Genomic DNA, 17,231 nt, shown 5'->3' on the forward strand with positions numbered 1-17,231 from the left:
TGTTTTATTAAAATGAAGATTAACATTGTTTGAGAAACAAATAAAATAGCGTTATTGTTTTCAAGTCATCTTCGTATTTAACCAGCAAGAGAATTACTATGTCTGAATTTATAAAATCAAAAGCCGCAATTGCTTGGGGTCCAAATCAACCACTATCTGTAGAAGAAGTGGATGTAATGATGCCTAAAAAAGGCGAAGTAATGGTAAAAATTACTGCTACTGGCGTATGTCACACCGATGCATTTACATTATCAGGTGCCGATCCTGAAGGGATTTTCCCAGCCATTTTAGGGCATGAAGGCGCTGGTGTTGTTTATGCTATCGGCGAAGGCGTAACCAGTGTTGCTGTGGGCGATCATGTTATTCCTTTATATACTGCAGAATGCGGTGTATGTAAAATGTGTACTTCAGGCAAAACAAACTTGTGTTCCGCTGTACGTGAAACGCAAGGTAAAGGCTTAATGCCAGACGGCACGACTCGCTTTTTCAAAGATGGCCAACCAATTTATCACTACATGGGCACATCAACCTTTTCTGAATATACGGTACTGCCAGAGATCTCACTGGCTAAAGTAAACAAAGCAGCATCACTTGAAGAAATTTGCTTACTGGGCTGTGGTGTTACAACTGGTATGGGCGCGGTCACAAACACTGCAAAAGTTCAAGCAGGCGATACCGTTGCTATCTTTGGTTTAGGTGGTATTGGTTTATCAGCAATTATCGGCGCGAAAATGGCTGGTGCCTCGCGTATTATCGGTATTGATATCAACACATCTAAGTTTGATTTAGCCACTAAATTAGGTGCCACAGACTTGATCAATCCAAAAGATTTCGATAAGCCTATTCAAGAAGTTATTGTCGAGATGACCGATGGTGGCGTTGATTTCTCATTTGAGTGTATAGGTAATGTTGATGTCATGCGCTCAGCCCTTGAATGTTGTCATAAAGGTTGGGGGGAATCGGTGATCATTGGTGTTGCTGGTGCAGGACAAGAAATTTCAACTCGCCCGTTCCAGCTAGTCACTGGCCGCGTCTGGCGTGGTAGCGCATTTGGTGGGGTTAAAGGTCGTTCACAACTACCTGAGATTGTTGAACGTTACATGGCTGGCGAATTTGCATTAAATGACTTTATCACTCATACCATGGGTCTTGAAGACATAAACGACGCGTTTGATTTAATGCATGAAGGCAAAAGTATTCGTACTGTGATCCACTACTAATATTAAAAATACAGATACCACATAGGGTGTAAGCTATGTGGTATTTTAGCGAGGAATCCATGTTAGATAATTTAAGCGCCACAAAAGTTAGCGGTGGCTGGCACAAGCAATACAGCCATACATCTACAAGCACCCATTGCCCAATGCGGTTTGCTATTTTCTTGCCACCCGGTGCCAGCCAAACTAATAAAGTACCGGTGCTGTATTGGTTATCAGGCTTAACCTGTACGGATGAAAATTTTATGCAAAAAGCAGGTGCATTTAAAAAAGCGGCAGCGCTTGGTATTGCTATCGTTGCACCTGATACCAGTCCTCGTGGCGACACTGTGCCAGACCAAGACAGTTATGATTTTGGCCAAGGCGCAGGGTTTTATTTAAACGCCACCCAAGCCCCCTATAACACGCACTATAATATGTATGATTATGTGGTAAATGAATTGCCTTCGCTAATTGAACAGCACTTCCCCGTGACTGATAAAAAAGCGATTAGCGGGCATTCTATGGGGGGGCACGGTGCGTTGATGATTGCATTGCGCAATCCAAAAAGTTACACCAGTGTTTCTGCTTTTAGCCCAATCACTAACCCTATTGACTGTCCTTGGGGGCAAAAAGCGTTTAGTCAGTACTTAGGAGATGATCAATCACAATGGGCCAATTACGATAGCTGTGAACTAATGAAAAAGGCACACAGTAACGAATTTTTACCAATGCGTATTGACCAAGGTGATGCCGATAATTTTTTAGTCGAGCAACTAAAACCAGACAACCTAACTGCAGTAGCAAAGCAAGTTAATTACCCGCTAACGTTGAATATGCACGCAGGCTACGATCATAGTTACTTTTTTATCAGCAGCTTTATCGACGAACACTTATCATTTCATCAAGTGTATCTTCAGCGTTAATTGTATCCTCTACTGTGAGGTTGTCAGTCGTTACTTCCTCACATTGTTGTATTGATTTAGTTATTCTTTTGCATACCAGAGTAGGCTCTGAGCTTTCTTGCACTAACCCCACTAAAAAACGATCTACTTCGATGCCTAAGTCCGCAAATGACAAAGTCTGTTCATGACTAAAGTAAGTATTATCTTGAGGCGATACATGTGCGGGGGCCTGCGCTAAATCAGCATCATAATTTGTATCCGCTTTTGAATAAATAACTCCATCAACTAATACACCCGCTACAGTGCACGCGCTTAGTAATTGGCTGACAAGTAAAACGCTAATAAAGTGCTTGAACATAAATTTAATCCTTTATATCCCATTGCTTAAATGCGTGAGTTATTATTTAACTACCTCGAATGAGCCAGTTTTTAATAGCATTAGTATTGCTTAGTGGTTGTATCTGGAATACCCACTATAAACGAACAAGTATAAAACACTGTAAGTGAATGACAATAAAGTAATTAAAAGTTTAAACTAGCTCGATCATAGCAACAGTAATAGGTTTAACTACTCTTGTAACTCCTTCATAAACTCTTTTACAAATCCTATAAGCTGCAAAATAAAAATAAACAAAAAAGGCACTGCACCAATAATTGCAATACTACGGTTAAGTAATTCATTATTTTGTAATAACAATACCCAGCTACTTAGAGCTAAAGTAAAAGACCACACATACAAACTAAATCGATGACTGCTTTTTGTCCCCGCTAAATTACGGATCACTAAAATTGCAGAATCTGCCGAAGTAGCAACAAAAATCAGTAATAATAATAAGCTCGACCAAATAAGCACACCTCCTTGCCAACCTAACTGCTTAAAAAATACAAATAAGCCTTGTGTATAATCAGTTTTAATAGCGGCCATAATGCCACTACTATGGCCGCTATCCCAAGCAATAGCAGATCCCGAAAAAACACTAAACCAAATTAAAGTGACGAAAGTTGGCACAATTACTACGCCAACTATGTATTGCCAAACTGGCCGACCTTGACTTATTTTAGCTAAAAAAACCCCAACAAAAGGTCCCCACGCTAACCACCAAAAATAATAATTATACGTCCAACTATTAGCCCAAGCAGGATCATTTAGTTGACTTGATAATTGCCATGTCCCTGTCACTAATAAGTGGCTATAAAATTTAACGCCACTGATCGCCACATCTATAATCGGTTGTAGTGGTACCATCATGATGAGCCAAATAAGTACTCCAAATGCTAAAAAAACATTAAATTGACTGAGTGTTTGAATACCCTTTTTTAATCCTAAGCGCGCAGATAAGCTAAACAACAGCGCTAATAACATAATAATAATCAAACCAACTAACCAAGGCGAGTTAATGCCAAGCTCAAGCTCAATCCCTTTTCGTAGTAATAATGTTGAATTTGCAATCGTGCCAACTACACCAAAAAAAATAGCTAAAATGGCCACTAACTGGATCACGTATTTACACTTTAGCTGCCCTTCGCGACTTAAAAATGAAGTTGTTACACTCAACACCGGAGCACTTATATCTCCCGCTTTGCCACTGTTATGGCTCAAACCACCTAAGACTAAGCCAAATACTGCGTAGAGTGCCCATGCATGAGCGCCCCAGTTTACTAACGTAATAGCCAATGCAGCACCTTGTCTATCAGGGTAAAGACTTTGCTTTAATGGCGGTTGCAATACGTGCATGGCTGGCTCAGCTACGCCCCAAAAAATTAAACCCGATCCCATTCCTGCAGCAAATAACATTGACAACCAACCAAAAGTTGAAAACTCGACAGATGTATGCTCTCCACCTATTTTACGTTGTCCGAGAGGGCTAATAGCCAGCACAATAACGCTTATCAATAAAAAATTAACTAACAGAAAAAATGGTCCACCCAACACTGATAATGCATTAATGATCAGTGGTTGAATATGCGCGGTGAGCATATCAGGAAATAATAGAGCCCCGCTAACAAATAGCACACACAAGGTGAGCGCTAGTTTTTCAAGATTCGACACTAATTTAGGAATACGAGCTTTAATTACCACATAGATACCTTAAAAATTATACTAATTAAATCGGTTTTATCAGCGCTAACGTTACGACGCTTTAAAGCTACACCAAAGCAACTTTTTAATTTTACATAATTTAGACACAAAAAAACCGGCCGCAGCCGGTTTTCTGATACTTAATACCAATTATATTGATTTACAGAGCTCTTGAACTCGCTTGCATGATCATGCATTTAATAAAACTGAGATCAATAAACTTTACTTTGCAGCCAAAAGCTTCGCTTGCTCTTGTTGGCTTGCCATAAATTCGTTAAAGGTGCCGTGGAAATTAACCACTTCTTTGTCACGAATATCAATAATACGAGTTGCCAATGATGAAACAAACTCACGGTCATGGCTGACAAAAATCAGCGTACCTTCAAAGCCTTTTAATGCATTATTAAGCGCTTCAATGGCTTCCATATCCATGTGGTTTGTCGGTTCGTCCATCACCAAAACATTTACGTCTTGCATCATTAATTTGCCAAACAATAGGCGATTTTTCTCACCACCTGAGCAGTTTTTAGCTTTTTTATTCGCATCATCCGCAGTAAACAATAACCGACCTAACATGCCACGCACCATTAAATCGTTATGCTTGGCTGTACGCCACTGTGACATCCAATCAAACAAGGTTAAATCGTTATCAAAGTCTTTACTACTATCTTGCGGACAATAGCCAATCGATGCATTTTCTGACCATTTTACAACACCGTGATTAGCTTCAAGTTCACCCACTAAACAGCGAATAAAGGTTGATTTACCAACACCGTTTTCACCAATAATCGCAAGTTTTGAACCCGCTTCTAAAATCAGCTCGCCGCCTTCAAACAATACTTCACCGTCAAAACCATGGCCAAAGTCTTCTAAGATCAATGCTTGGCGGTGCATCTTTTTACCTTCATCAAAATACAATGACGGCGCCATTCGGCTTGACGACTTCACTTCATCTAAGCTGATTTTATCCATGCGTTTAGCACGTGAACTCGCTTGTTTTGCTTTTGACGCATTAGCACCAAAGCGGTTAACGAAATCTTGTAACTCTTCAATTTCAGATTGCTTTTTAGCATTACCAGCAAGTAATTGATCACGAATAAGTGTTGATGCTTCAATGTATTTTTCGTAGTTACCTGGGTAAATACGCAGCTCACCGTAATCAATATCAGCCATATGAGTACATACCGCATTAAGAAAATAGCGGTCATGAGAAATAATGATCATGGTACATTTACGCTGGTTAAGTTCGTGCTCTAACCAGCTAATGGTATGAATATCCAAGTTATTGGTTGGCTCATCCAGTAATAAAATATCAGGGTTAGCAAACAAGGCTTGCGCAAGTAAGACGCGCAGCTTCCAGCCTGGGGCTACTTGTGACATTAGACCAAAATGAAATTCTTCTTCAATACCCGCTTTTAATAAAATATCACCCGCGCGGCTTTCTGCACTGTAACCATCCATTTCAGCAAAAACGCTTTCAAGCTCAGCGACTTTCATACCATCTTCTTCACTCATTTCTGGCAGTGAATAAATACGTTCACGTTCTTGCTTTATTTTCCATAATGCAACGTCACCCATGATCACAGTATCAACCACTGAGTATTGCTCAAATGCAAACTGATCTTGGCTTAAGTTACCGACTTTCAGTCCTGGGCCAATTGATACGTTACCTGATGTTGGCACTAATGAGCCATTGAGGATTTTCATGAAGGTTGACTTACCGCATCCATTGGCGCCAATTAAGCCATAACGATTACCGTTACTAAATTTAGCGGAGATATTTTCGAACAAGGGTTCGGCACCAAACTGCATGGTGATATTAGCGGTAGAGATCAAAATGAATTTCCTAAGCAAATACTGACAAGTACACTGTTCGCTGAATAAGGAAAAGTTAATACAGGCAATAAGACGGTATAAAGAGGCCGCGAATTATACAGGCACTAGCTGCACTAGTCGAGCTTAGTCTCAATAATTGACTCACCGAGCACTGGTTTTTATGTGACTTAAATAAATTTTAATGTCATCTACGGTTTCAGCCAATGATTTGTTCGATAGCAACAAAAAAGCGAAGGCAGTGCCTTCGCTTTTTTATCAAACGTCTCGTTTAAGCAAGTTTGTCTGAAGCAACTTTATAAGTTGGATCTTCTATTACATTAACTTCTACTAAGTCGCGCGCTTTATGTAATAACTTTATACAGTCTGGGCTCAAGTGGCGTAAATGCAACTGCTTACCTGCCTTGGTGTATTTATCAGCTAAAGTATCAATTGCTTCAATGGCACTGTGATCTGCCACTCGGCTGTATTTAAATTCGATGATAACGTCTTTAGGGTCATTTTTAACATCAAACAACTCCGCGAACTTTTTCACTGAGCCAAAAAATAATGGGCCGTGTAGTTCGTAGACTTTAGAACCTTCTTCATCAATGTAGTTTGTAGTAAAAATATGTTTAGCATGTTGCCATGCAAATACTAAGGCTGACACAATCACACCCACACATACTGCAATTGCTAAGTCAGTTATCACCGTTACACCCGATACTAATACAATGACAAAAGCATCTGATTTTGGGACGCGTTTCATCATTTTGAAACTCGCCCATTCAAAGGTGCCTAATACCACCATAAACATCACGCCAACCAATGCTGCCAGCGGCACCATTTCAATCAAACTGGCGGCAAAAATAATGAATGCTAGGAGCATTAATGCTGCTGTAATACCAGATAAACGCGAACGACCACCTGAGTTAATGTTGATCATTGATTGACCAATCATCGCGCAGCCCCCCATCGCACCAAAGAAACCACAGGTAACGTTTGCAGCGCCTTGACCAATGCATTCTTTATTGCTGTGACCACGGGTTTCTGTGATTTCATCAATCAGGCTAAGGGTTAATAGTGATTCAATTAAACCAATTGCCGCTAAAATAAGTGCATAAGGTAAAATAATTTTCAGTGTTTCAAAGGTAAATGGCACCATTGGAAGGTGAAATTGTGGTAAACCACCAGCAATAGTTGCCGCACTGTCACCGGTCATATCTTTTAAGAAATCAAGTACTGTACGCGCTTCTAAATCAAATCCGATAACAATGGCGGTTACAGTAACAATAGCGACTAATGTTGATGGCACAGCTGTAGTCAACTTTGGCAAAAAGTGAATAATAGCCATCGTTAAAGCGACTAATCCTAGCATGATCATCATCGGCGTGCCTGTCATCCACTGCATGCCACCTTGACCATCGGACACCTTAAATTGACCTAGTTGCGCTAAGAAGATGACAATCGCTAAACCATTTACAAACCCAAGCATCACCGGATGCGGAACCATACGAATAAACTTACCGAGCTTAAACACCCCTGCTAGTATTTGCAGTATCCCCATCAGCAATACAGTCGCGAAGAGATACTCAACCCCATGATCTAGCACTAAACTTACCATAACAACGGCAAGTGCACCGGTTGCACCGGAGATCATACCTGGGCGGCCGCCAAAAATAGCGGTGATCAAGCCAACAATAAATGCTGCATATAAACCAACTAAAGGCTCTACATTTGCAACAAACGCAAATGCAACAGCTTCAGGAACGAGCGCTAGGGCAACCGTTATACCTGATAAGATATCGTTTTTAGCAGAGCTCGGCGCCTTGCTTAATAAGTTAAACATTGAATTCCTCTTCGGGGTGTGGGATCAAAAAAGCGCTGAATTCTAACAAATTAAGCTAAGGTTAACAATTGCAGTAAGAGGAACATGCTAACGCCTTTATAGCGCTAGCATGATTAGATACGATTAAAGTGGCAGCGATGTACTGCGTTTGACACAAGTCATAGTGACGTTTGAGTGAACTTCTTGAACAAATTCAAGATTCAATAAATTATCACGAACAAACTGTTCATAGCCTTCAATGCCTTTAGAAATGATCCGCAACATAAAGTCCATAGTGCCAGCCATACTGTAACATTCTGTTACTTCATCATAACTTAGGATAAGTCGTTCAAACTCAGCTAAATTTGTACGGCCATGATTTGATAAACGAACATGAGCGTACACTAGCATATCAAAGCCGAGCTTTTTCTCATCCAATAAGGCAACTTTGCCTTTGATGTAACCATCTTGCTCAAGCTTAGCAATACGACGCCAACAAGGTGATTGAGATAAACCGACTTTATCAGCAATATCAGCGGTCGAAAGACTTGCATCTTGCTGTAACAGTGCCAAAATTTGGCGGTCAACATGATTTAGAGACATTTTATTTCTTATTTATTTTACTAAATTGGTTAAATTATACATTGGTTTATAGGTTGAGTCTTGTACTTTTATGCATTTATTATGCGCAACTAACCAAATTTACCACTTATAAATGGATTCGATATGCGCTCAGTCAGCACTTTAGTGTCAGGTCCATGCCCAGATAGAATTCGCGTTTCATCAGGCAGTGTCAAAATTTGATTTTTAATCGAGTCAAGTAACTGCTGGGCATCCCCTTTAGGAAAGTCTGTACGCCCTACTGAGCCTTTAAAAATAACATCACCCACTATCACTAACTGATGTGTTGCTTCATAAAATACAATATGCCCAGGCGTGTGGCCCGGACAATGACGAATGTCAAATCGCAATTGACCCAATGTAAACGTATCGCCATGACTTAACCAATGCTGAGGATGAAAAGGCGCAATTGGTGCAAAGCCAAACATTTGCGCTTGCATAGGTAATGCATCAAACCAAAACAATTCGTCTTTTTGTGGCCCGACAATATCAACAGAAAAATGCTCAGCAAGTACTTTTGCCGCACCGACATGATCAAGATGGCCATGGGTGAGTAAAATACACTGCAAGCTTAACTGATGCTTGGCAAGCTCAGTAATGATTTTATCAGCGTCGCCACCCGGGTCGATAACCGCTGCGTGGCGTGTTTGTTTACAAATAACCACTCGGCAATTTTGTGCAAAAGCGGTCACCGGTACGGTAATTATTTCCATATGTTAATTCTTTATTTGCGGTTTAGTGTCAAATGTCATCAGCACAGGATACTTTAAATAAGCTTGATCATAAAATGGCGTATGCTCATAGAGCCAGTTTAATCGTGCTTGTGCATCTTTAGCAAAAGCGGCATCCTCACGAATTTTTTTATCAAACTCAAGTGCAAGTGCCGGTTTATCTTTGAGCATATGGCGAGCATACGGCGCTAATGCATAGTTTTCCATGTACTCAGTACGTTGAAAAATCGTATTAAACTCACCCCACGCAAAAAATGAATCCGGTGCTTTGGGGTGTAAAAGATGGGCAACTAACTCACCGAAAGGTTGAGCAGTTTCAACTTTAGACCAACCGATCAGAGACTTTTCTGGTACATCGACAAAATCAAAATCTGCGTTTACTCTAAAACGTCCTTCAAACGGTGCTTTATCAAATTCATGCTTTGTTACTACCGCGACTTTTAAATTAGTTACCAGCTCATCACTGCTCACGTTTTCTACTGTAATACCATGTAATTTGAGTTTTTCGACAATGTGTGGATACGCAGGTGGAATATAAAATGTACTTGGTACGGTGATCACGGTTTTTGCGTCCTTCTGCCAGTAAATAGGCAACGCATCATAGTGCTGTTTTTCGCCTAAATACTTTACTTCCATCTGGCCACTCAAGGCGCTTTTACTGCGCGAATATTTGATCCCTGCAAATGCGATAGTGTTTGGCTCTTTTGCATAACTGCGTTCAACAATAAGCTGGCTTGGCACAAAAGCTCGTTCTTTTTCAACCGCTTCGGTTAATTGATGATGATGTTGCGCCAATGCTGAAATAGCCCCATCTAAAAATACATAGGTGCCAAGTACACGTTGTTTATACGGTTTTAATGAATGATTTTCGACAAGAATTGTGGGTAACGATCTTAAATCCCCCCAACCATTCGAATAACGAGGCGTGGCAACCCAGCCCGCTAAGCCTTTTTTAAACTCGCGCTTATCCATTACAAATACCAGCGGCCCAGGTATATGGCCTTGCTCTTGTAATTTTGTGTCGATGATAGGTTTAAAATAATTATTGAGCGCATCTGACACACTTGGCGATTCACTGGCAAATACGGGGTTGTACCCGTAAGTTACATCGTATTGATAATCTGCACCGTCAGTCACATGCACATCGATATATAAATCTGGGTTAAACTGCTTGATCACCTTTAATACACCACGTACTTCCGGCGTATCTAGTTTGGTGAAATCACGATTTAAATTTAAATTATTAGCATTGGTTCTAAAGCCCATTTCAACTGGCCCACGCTGGTTTATGCGATTAAACTGACTACTACGCTCATGGCCATCAACATTTAAAATAGGAATAAATAAGATGTTCACTTGGCTTAAAATATCTCGACGTTTACCGGTTGCAATATCGCGTAGCAACATAAACATCGCATCTTTACCGTCAATTTCGCCGGCATGAATTCCCGCTTGAATAAAAATAGTCGGCTTGGCGTTTTGCATTAACTGCGAAGGTGTAAATGCGCCATCTTCGCTTGCTACCATCATGTTGATCGCACGGCCACTGGCACTATGTGCAATAGTTTGCACTTGGAATTGGGTAGGGTTTGCTGCAACAAGACGATCTACAAAGGCCATAGTTTGCTGATAATTTGGTGACTTTAGCCCTTCGCTTAGTTCGAAATCAGTGGTTAATGGGCCTTTTTGTTGTATCAGTGCCAAACTTTGACCTTGCCATGGCAACAATGGCGGTAAATGGCTATCTAATGTAACACTGGCACTTAACAATAATAAACTGGCGATCATAGGACTCTCAAACGTTGGCCTCTTTAATAGCTTGAAATTATAACAAGGATAAATGACAGATCGCGTAAACTGCGGTGATTCAACAAAAAAATGCAGCCAATGACAATTTAAAAACTTTATAGGGCTAATTTTCACGCATTAAAAAAGGCGCTATAAAAGCGCCTTGCCACTCAAGAATAATGTGCTTAAAACATATCTTGATAAGGATTCGTTTTACTAAATGCAATGGCTTTATCAAAACCGGGAATATGCATGTCGGTATCAGAAATGACAATTTCATCTTCATCAATCATGCCATCACCAAAGCGATAGATTAGCTCATATTGTCCTAAGTCAGCTTGTTGCTGATAATTAGTCTGAGCAGCTGTAACGGTTTGATTGCTCAATGCATATGCATCCATCACCGCACTACCATGGCGTTTTGCTAACATTTTCATGGTCACTATGGGTGACAAAACAGTGGCTGTGGCATTATTTCCGCCAAAGCCTTTTGAATTAATAAAGGCAATATCCATGTCTTCGCATTGATAATGCTCAGTACGAATATCTAAATACTGGTTATGCACATCGTCGGCCACTTTATCTATGGTGGTAATACCCGGCATAATATTATGTGCAAATACACCCAGCGCCATCGCTAATTGGTCGCCACTAGCTGGCGCAATTGTGTGCCCTACATACGCTTTTGGTGCTGCTACTTTCCAATTATCAATGGCAAACGTTTGTGCCACCTTATGATAAATTAATGACTCTGTTACGCGGTTTTGCGGTGTGCTTGAACCATGCGCTAAAATAAAGCTACGTTGTTGTAATGCTTCTTTTCCTAATAAGCTCGTGGCTAATGCCGCCGACTTCGCCATGGTTATATAATTACCCGGTCCCGGTGATGTAATTGATTTTTTAACACCATCAGCATTTACAAATACATCAGGCACGCAGCCTAGAATGTCTGCACCCAACTCCAGTGCTAACGCATCATCCATTAGAATCGCTACTTGTGCGCCTTCACCTAAAGTAAAGCCACAATTTTCGCCAAATGGGCGGCTACTTTTACGATAATCAGGCTCATCATCATTGCTTAAGTTATCCAAGCGGCGTAAACCTTCAATATTCGCCAGCGCACTCATATTACCAAAGCCTTCAACAACTTCAGGAGTAATTGCGCATTCAACACTTGCCACAATAGCAACACGTGTACGCCCTGCTTGTATATCGTTTACTGCAGCGCGCAAGTTATATAAAAATGTTGCACACGCGCCTGAAGTTGAAAACGTAGTGCCTACATTGCCCGTCACATAGGCATTAATAAAATCGGTCGACATTGTATTTAAGCCAAGCGCTAACTGCTTGGTGCTTACGCGGTCACCTTGCTGGCGCGCTTTTACTAAACCACCTAAGCCTTTGTCATCCATTTGACCAATAACCGACGCTGAATAAGTGCCAATTTTATCAGGCTCAACACTATTCATAATGTGTTGCCAATCAAGTCCGGTTGATTTAATCGCGTCAGTAGCAGCAAAAATAGTGGCTTGTAAACCACGTGGCTGGTAGCGACTGTTGTACATAATAGACGGATCAAACCCTGTTGGTAGTTGCCCAGCCGATTTAATCGGATTATCGCGAGTAGAATCATGTTTAATATCAAACTGAGCCGCAATGGTTACTTTTACTTTTTTATTTTCAAGCTCTTCTACTTGCCAACTTGTAGGGACCGGCGAAGGTAAATCTCGACGACGTGTTTCAAACACAATGGCGCTTTCATCTGACGCGGTTAACGTCATTTTTTGCTGCCATGGTGTTGCATCGACATCAAAATGCTCTTTTTCAATTTTACGAATTAACGTACCGGCAATAATTTGCTCACCAAAGCGTGCTTCTATGTCGCTTTGCTCAACAGTATTGCCTTGTAAATCTTGCAGTTGCCCATTCACAAGACTCACTAAATTCATTAACGTGGCGAGGCCTAAAAATGTTTCTTGGCGGGCTTGAGTATCTAAGTTATTTAACACGATACGACGATAACCTTGATGAAAAGATGTACGGCCTGCGGCGTTAATTCCACCCATGCCGATAATAACGGGTAATGCTGTCATAATTTACCTTGAGAAAACGTGTTATAGGAGAAGCTTGCAGTTTAGATGGATTTAATTATCAACATTGTGCTTAAATAGCCAAATAATGAGCCTATGAGGCCAAATCAAACTGGTCGGAGCAATTAAATGGACAACAACTTGGTACTTAGCCCTTTGCAAATAAGTATTTTGGTGTACCAGCACTTATTGATCACCAGTGTCACCTTGCCAATTGAAATGCTCAGAGCCGGTGAGGCGTACGCCAAGGGGCATATAAACAGCGGAACTTTTCGGCCATTAACGATTAATTTAATCGCTGAGGACAGCGAACCTATCAAAAATCGCAGCGGCTTAGCAATATTACCGGATCACACTTACAGCACAGCACCTTACAGTGACTTGATTATTGTGCCCGGTATTTGGCGCAATCCTCGCCCTGTTGTCAGAGCAAACTCTGGGTTAGTTCAGTGGCTTGCCAGTAGCTGGCAAACGGGTAGCTCAATCATTGGCGTGGGTACTGGCAATTGCTTAGTCGCTGAAGCTAAGTTATTAAATGGTCACCCCGCTACCACTCATTGGCATTATGCAGAACAATTTAAACGCGACTACCCACAAGTGCTGCTCAAGCCTGATTTTTTTATCACCCAATCTGAGCGCTTATACAGTGTGGCAAGTCTAAATGCCTTAGCAGATGTGATCGTGCATATTATTAGCCAATACTACGGACAGGCCGCCGCTCAGCATGTTGAGCGCAACTTTTCTCACGAAATTAGGAAACCTTACGAAGATCAGCGCTACCTTGAAGGCGCCGTTGATCGGCATCCAGATGAACTCATCGCGCAAATTCAATTTTGGTTAAAAAACAACTTAACCACAGAACAAAGTTTAACAGAGGTCGCTCAACTATTTAGTTTGAGTTACCGCTCTTTTACCCGCCGTTTTCGCATTGCGACCAACCAAAGCCCCATTGAATATTGGCAGCAATTACGCGTACAAACAGCCAAAGAGCTACTTGCATCATCTAACTTATCAATTCAGGAGGTTGCTTTAGAGGTGGGTTACAATGATCAAGGTCATTTAACCCGCGTGTTTAAGAAAGTGCTCTCGCAAACGCCTAGCGAGTATCGAAAAGTGGTTAGAAGAAAGTTATTTGGTTAATAAGTTGGCGGGGTGTTATTTTTAAACAATTAAACCTTTTAGATAGCAAAATATACAGTGCGAGTTAAACATGAGCATCGACGTTTAACGCGTATCATTTATCATCGCTGTCGATTTGAGTACGCCTTTCAAATACTAGCTTTAATGCTGCGTCCATTTCTTTAATAAAGTCATCCTTAAATGGAAATTTTTCTGATGGTGCTTTCAAATAGCCAATGTGAGCAGTTCGCTTGAAAATAATTTTGTCTTGCTGAAGTTGACTCAAATCAACAAATGGATGGCTTTGCTTAAGTGCTTTAATGCCTGATAAAATGGCCCATTTGTCGTTGATATAACAGTCGATTCTATTTTTAGCCAGCTTCAAAATATTTGATAATGTATCTTTATTTTCCCATATTTTTATTTTGTTTTGCTCCATGGCAGTGTTCAATGCTTGATCGAATAAAAGATACCCTGCATTGATACCAACATTAATCGGCTTTAATGGATATTCTGTGTTTTCAATCTTGAGTAAGCTTGAGTTTGGATTACAAAAAGCTTGTATTACTTCTTCATGCAGCGGCTCTGAGTAAGGCCAAATAAAACTGCGCCCTTGCACATTTTTATAAGGAGGTAGTAAGGCAAAGTCCTCTCCTCGTCTAAGTGCGTCAACACCGCGCTTCCAAGGTACTGGTTGCAACTCTATAATATATTTTTCACTGATCAAATCGGCAGCTTGACGAACTACATCAACATATAAGCCCACTAACTCACCGTCTTTAAGGTAAGAATATGGGGGATAACTATCATCGACTAATATCACAACACGATAGCTTGGTTTGGCCACTACCTGTATTGTAAAAAAGAAAGCAAACAGCAGAAATACAATTCTTTTCGGCCCATTCCACTGTATTATTTGCCAACTCGATTCCATTAAACAACACCTAAATAAATAATCACTGGTTATTAGCGTAGTCAGATTCATATTTTTTACAAATCTTACCATCCCCAAATATTATACCTACTGAAACGCTAAAATAACAAAAGCATAAGGCTTACTCTTATTATTACGATAAGCGTACGACAAGGACCATCTAAGTGTCGGACTTTCTAGGCCATTAACGACCGATTTAATCGCGCAGGACTGCAAATCTATAAACGAGCTAGTCCCTCCCTGAATTATAGATAGAGAAAACTGAACTAAGCAGCAAATAAAATCAAACGCTAATTAGACGTTTATATCTATATAAATTATAGTAATAGCATTAAAAGTGCTAAAAAATCACATGGAGGCGCCATGACGGCAAATTTTAGCGATGTGCTTTTGGATCAAAAAGATAATTCGTCAATCGATGCTAAATTGACAAATTTGCTGGGATTAGTGCGCAAACATTTAAATATGGATGTTGCTTTTATTTCAGAGTTTATTAACGATGAACGCGTATTCAAAGTTGTCGATAATCCATCAGCAAATAAAACGGTTAAAGTGGGCAATTCCGATCCTATTAATGAAACATATTGCCATAAAATCACTGAGAAACAGCTTCGCCCTATTATTACCAATTCAAAAATAAATCCAATTACTCAAATAATGCCAGTAACCGACAAGTTAAACATAGGCGCTTATATTGGTGTGCCTATCAATCTTTCAAATGGTAAATTATATGGTACGTTTTGTTGTTACAAATCGCATCATGATGAAAGCTTAAACGAGCGGGACTTGTCTTTTTTAAACATGATCTCTGAAATTGCAACTGGATTAATTGAAAAAAACCTGCATAACACTGCATTGCATTGCCAAACCAAATTAGCAATTGATGAGGTTATTGCAACCAACAGTATAAGTATTTATTTTCAGCCTATTTTTAATCTATTTAGTAATGAAATTGCGGGCTTTGAATCACTGTCACGCTTTTTTACCAAACCTTATAAAACACCTGATCTCTGGTTTAAAGAGGCAACAGATGTGGGCCTAGGTGAATCTCTGGAAATGCTGGCGATAAAAAACAGCCTCGCCTATATTGCGCAATTTAATGACACCACTTATATCGCCATTAATTGTTCACCATCCCATATACTATCGGGTGCACTTGAATATACTCTGCAAGGAGCCGATTGTTCAAGGTTGGTATTAGAAATAACTGAACATTCACCAATATCAGACTATACAGTAATGCGAGCTGCATTAGCGCCACTGCGAAAAAAAGGGCTACGTTTGGCTATTGATGATGTAGGTGCTGGCTTTTCGTCGTTTCAACATATTTTAGAACTGGAAGCCGACATTATTAAATTAGATATCAGCCTTACTCAAAATATAAATAAAGACAATCGTAAGTTTTTACTGGCCAAGGCACTGTGTGGCTTTGCTAAAGCAATAGACTGTTCGATTGTTGCCGAAGGCATTGAAACGCAAGCAGAGCTTAACGCATTAAGAAAATTAAATGTTGATAATGTGCAAGGTTACTTTATTGGCCGCCCAGCTCCTATTGAAGATGCATTGAGCTATCAAAGCATGACTTTATCAACATAAAAACGCCACTCTTAGTGGCGTTCTGATTCGTTAATTTCTTTTCGATAGTATCGTTTGTGATAACTTTTAACTTTAGCGTGTACACCTTTACTTAAGCTTTTAAACTTAGCTTCAAGGACATCTACACCATATAAAATGCCCACCACTAAAATGGATAGTTTAATAGCTGCCAATAAATTATCGGTTGCAATCACTACACCAATAGATGCCAAAACCCAGATAGTTGCCGCAGATGTTACCCCAACCACAGCGCCATCTTTAGCGAGCATCACTCCAGCACCTAAAAAGCCGATGCCAGTAATAATTTGACCAACCACGCGCGAGTGGTCAATCACATCACCATGGAGCATAAACGCCGTGGCTAAAAACAAATAAGTACCTAATATAATCAGTACTGAGGTTCTTATTCCTACTGGTTTGCCACGTAACTGGCGTTCCATACCAATCAAAGCGCCACAAAATGCAGCACTGCCTATTGCCGACCACGAATAGGGGGCGATATCTACTAATTCAAAAAAAGTCACTCAAAAT

General features: G+C 40.4%; 14 protein-coding genes. 4 read left to right on the plus strand and 10 right to left on the minus strand.

The annotated features are described in order from the left end of the window. The first annotated feature begins 98 nt into the window (after positions 1 to 98). Both H5182_RS00815 and fghA read left to right on the plus strand, forming a co-directional pair. Positions 99 to 1,220 carry an S-(hydroxymethyl)glutathione dehydrogenase/class III alcohol dehydrogenase gene (locus tag H5182_RS00815; RefSeq protein ID WP_145233151.1) on the plus strand — a complete coding sequence of 374 codons (1,122 nt, stop codon included), beginning with the start codon at positions 99 to 101 and terminating at the stop codon, positions 1,218 to 1,220. A gap of 59 nt (positions 1,221 to 1,279) precedes the next feature. Continuing rightward, entirely contained in the window at positions 1,280 to 2,122 is an 843-nt protein-coding gene (gene fghA / locus H5182_RS00820; RefSeq protein WP_182730618.1) for an S-formylglutathione hydrolase, read from the plus strand. Here fghA and H5182_RS00825 read toward each other — a convergent pair. From H5182_RS00825 to H5182_RS00860, 8 genes are all read right to left on the minus strand, one after another. Further along, the gene (locus tag H5182_RS00825; protein WP_182759329.1) at positions 2,076 to 2,459 is read right to left on the minus strand and encodes a hypothetical protein; all 384 of its coding nucleotides are present in this window, start codon (positions 2,457 to 2,459) and stop codon (positions 2,076 to 2,078) included. The two genes, fghA and H5182_RS00825, sit on opposite strands and share 47 nt — an antisense overlap. 210 nt (positions 2,460 to 2,669) lie before the next feature. Further along, positions 2,670 to 4,181, minus strand: a complete 1,512-nt coding sequence (locus H5182_RS00830; protein ID WP_257326090.1) for a BCCT family transporter — start codon at positions 4,179 to 4,181, stop codon at positions 2,670 to 2,672. 222 nt (positions 4,182 to 4,403) lie between these two features. Then, positions 4,404 to 6,017 (minus strand): ABC-F family ATPase, encoded by a 1,614-nt coding sequence (locus H5182_RS00835; RefSeq protein WP_145233148.1) that lies wholly within the window; start codon positions 6,015 to 6,017, stop codon positions 4,404 to 4,406. Between the two features lie 268 nt (positions 6,018 to 6,285). Further along, on the minus strand, positions 6,286 to 7,842 hold the full coding sequence (locus tag H5182_RS00840; protein ID WP_182759330.1) for a SulP family inorganic anion transporter: 1,557 nt from the start codon (positions 7,840 to 7,842) through the stop codon (positions 6,286 to 6,288). A 123-nt stretch (positions 7,843 to 7,965) separates the two neighbouring features. Further along, a complete protein-coding gene (locus H5182_RS00845) occupies positions 7,966 to 8,424 on the minus strand; it encodes an Lrp/AsnC family transcriptional regulator (protein WP_016707271.1) in 459 nt (152 codons plus the stop codon). A gap of 89 nt (positions 8,425 to 8,513) precedes the next feature. Then, positions 8,514 to 9,155 (minus strand): MBL fold metallo-hydrolase, encoded by a 642-nt coding sequence (locus tag H5182_RS00850; RefSeq protein ID WP_145233146.1) that lies wholly within the window; start codon positions 9,153 to 9,155, stop codon positions 8,514 to 8,516. A gap of 3 nt (positions 9,156 to 9,158) precedes the next feature. Further along, a complete protein-coding gene (locus H5182_RS00855; RefSeq protein WP_182759331.1) occupies positions 9,159 to 10,961 on the minus strand; it encodes a M14 family metallopeptidase in 1,803 nt (600 codons plus the stop codon). A gap of 185 nt (positions 10,962 to 11,146) precedes the next feature. Next, complete coding sequence (locus tag H5182_RS00860) at positions 11,147 to 13,054, minus strand: beta-ketoacyl synthase (protein WP_182759332.1); 1,908 nt, start codon at positions 13,052 to 13,054, stop codon at positions 11,147 to 11,149. Between the two features lie 126 nt (positions 13,055 to 13,180). Between H5182_RS00860 and H5182_RS00865 the strand changes: the two genes are divergently transcribed. Beyond that, positions 13,181 to 14,191 carry a GlxA family transcriptional regulator gene (locus H5182_RS00865; protein WP_182759333.1) on the plus strand — a complete coding sequence of 337 codons (1,011 nt, stop codon included), beginning with the start codon at positions 13,181 to 13,183 and terminating at the stop codon, positions 14,189 to 14,191. A gap of 94 nt (positions 14,192 to 14,285) precedes the next feature. Here H5182_RS00865 and H5182_RS00870 read toward each other — a convergent pair whose 3' ends face one another. After that, positions 14,286 to 15,104 (minus strand): ABC transporter substrate-binding protein, encoded by an 819-nt coding sequence (locus H5182_RS00870; protein WP_182759334.1) that lies wholly within the window; start codon positions 15,102 to 15,104, stop codon positions 14,286 to 14,288. 363 nt (positions 15,105 to 15,467) lie between these two features. Here H5182_RS00870 and H5182_RS00875 point away from each other — a divergent pair, with 363 nt between their 5' ends. Further along, on the plus strand, positions 15,468 to 16,700 hold the full coding sequence (locus tag H5182_RS00875; RefSeq protein WP_182759335.1) for an EAL domain-containing protein: 1,233 nt from the start codon (positions 15,468 to 15,470) through the stop codon (positions 16,698 to 16,700). Between the two features lie 11 nt (positions 16,701 to 16,711). Here H5182_RS00875 and H5182_RS00880 read toward each other — a convergent pair whose 3' ends face one another. After that, positions 16,712 to 17,224 (minus strand): MgtC/SapB family protein, encoded by a 513-nt coding sequence (locus H5182_RS00880; protein WP_145233140.1) that lies wholly within the window; start codon positions 17,222 to 17,224, stop codon positions 16,712 to 16,714. Positions 17,225 to 17,231 lie beyond the last annotated feature (7 nt).

This window comes from Pseudoalteromonas sp. SG44-17 (assembly GCF_014164235.1).
GTDB lineage: Bacteria > Pseudomonadota > Gammaproteobacteria > Enterobacterales > Alteromonadaceae > Pseudoalteromonas > Pseudoalteromonas rhizosphaerae.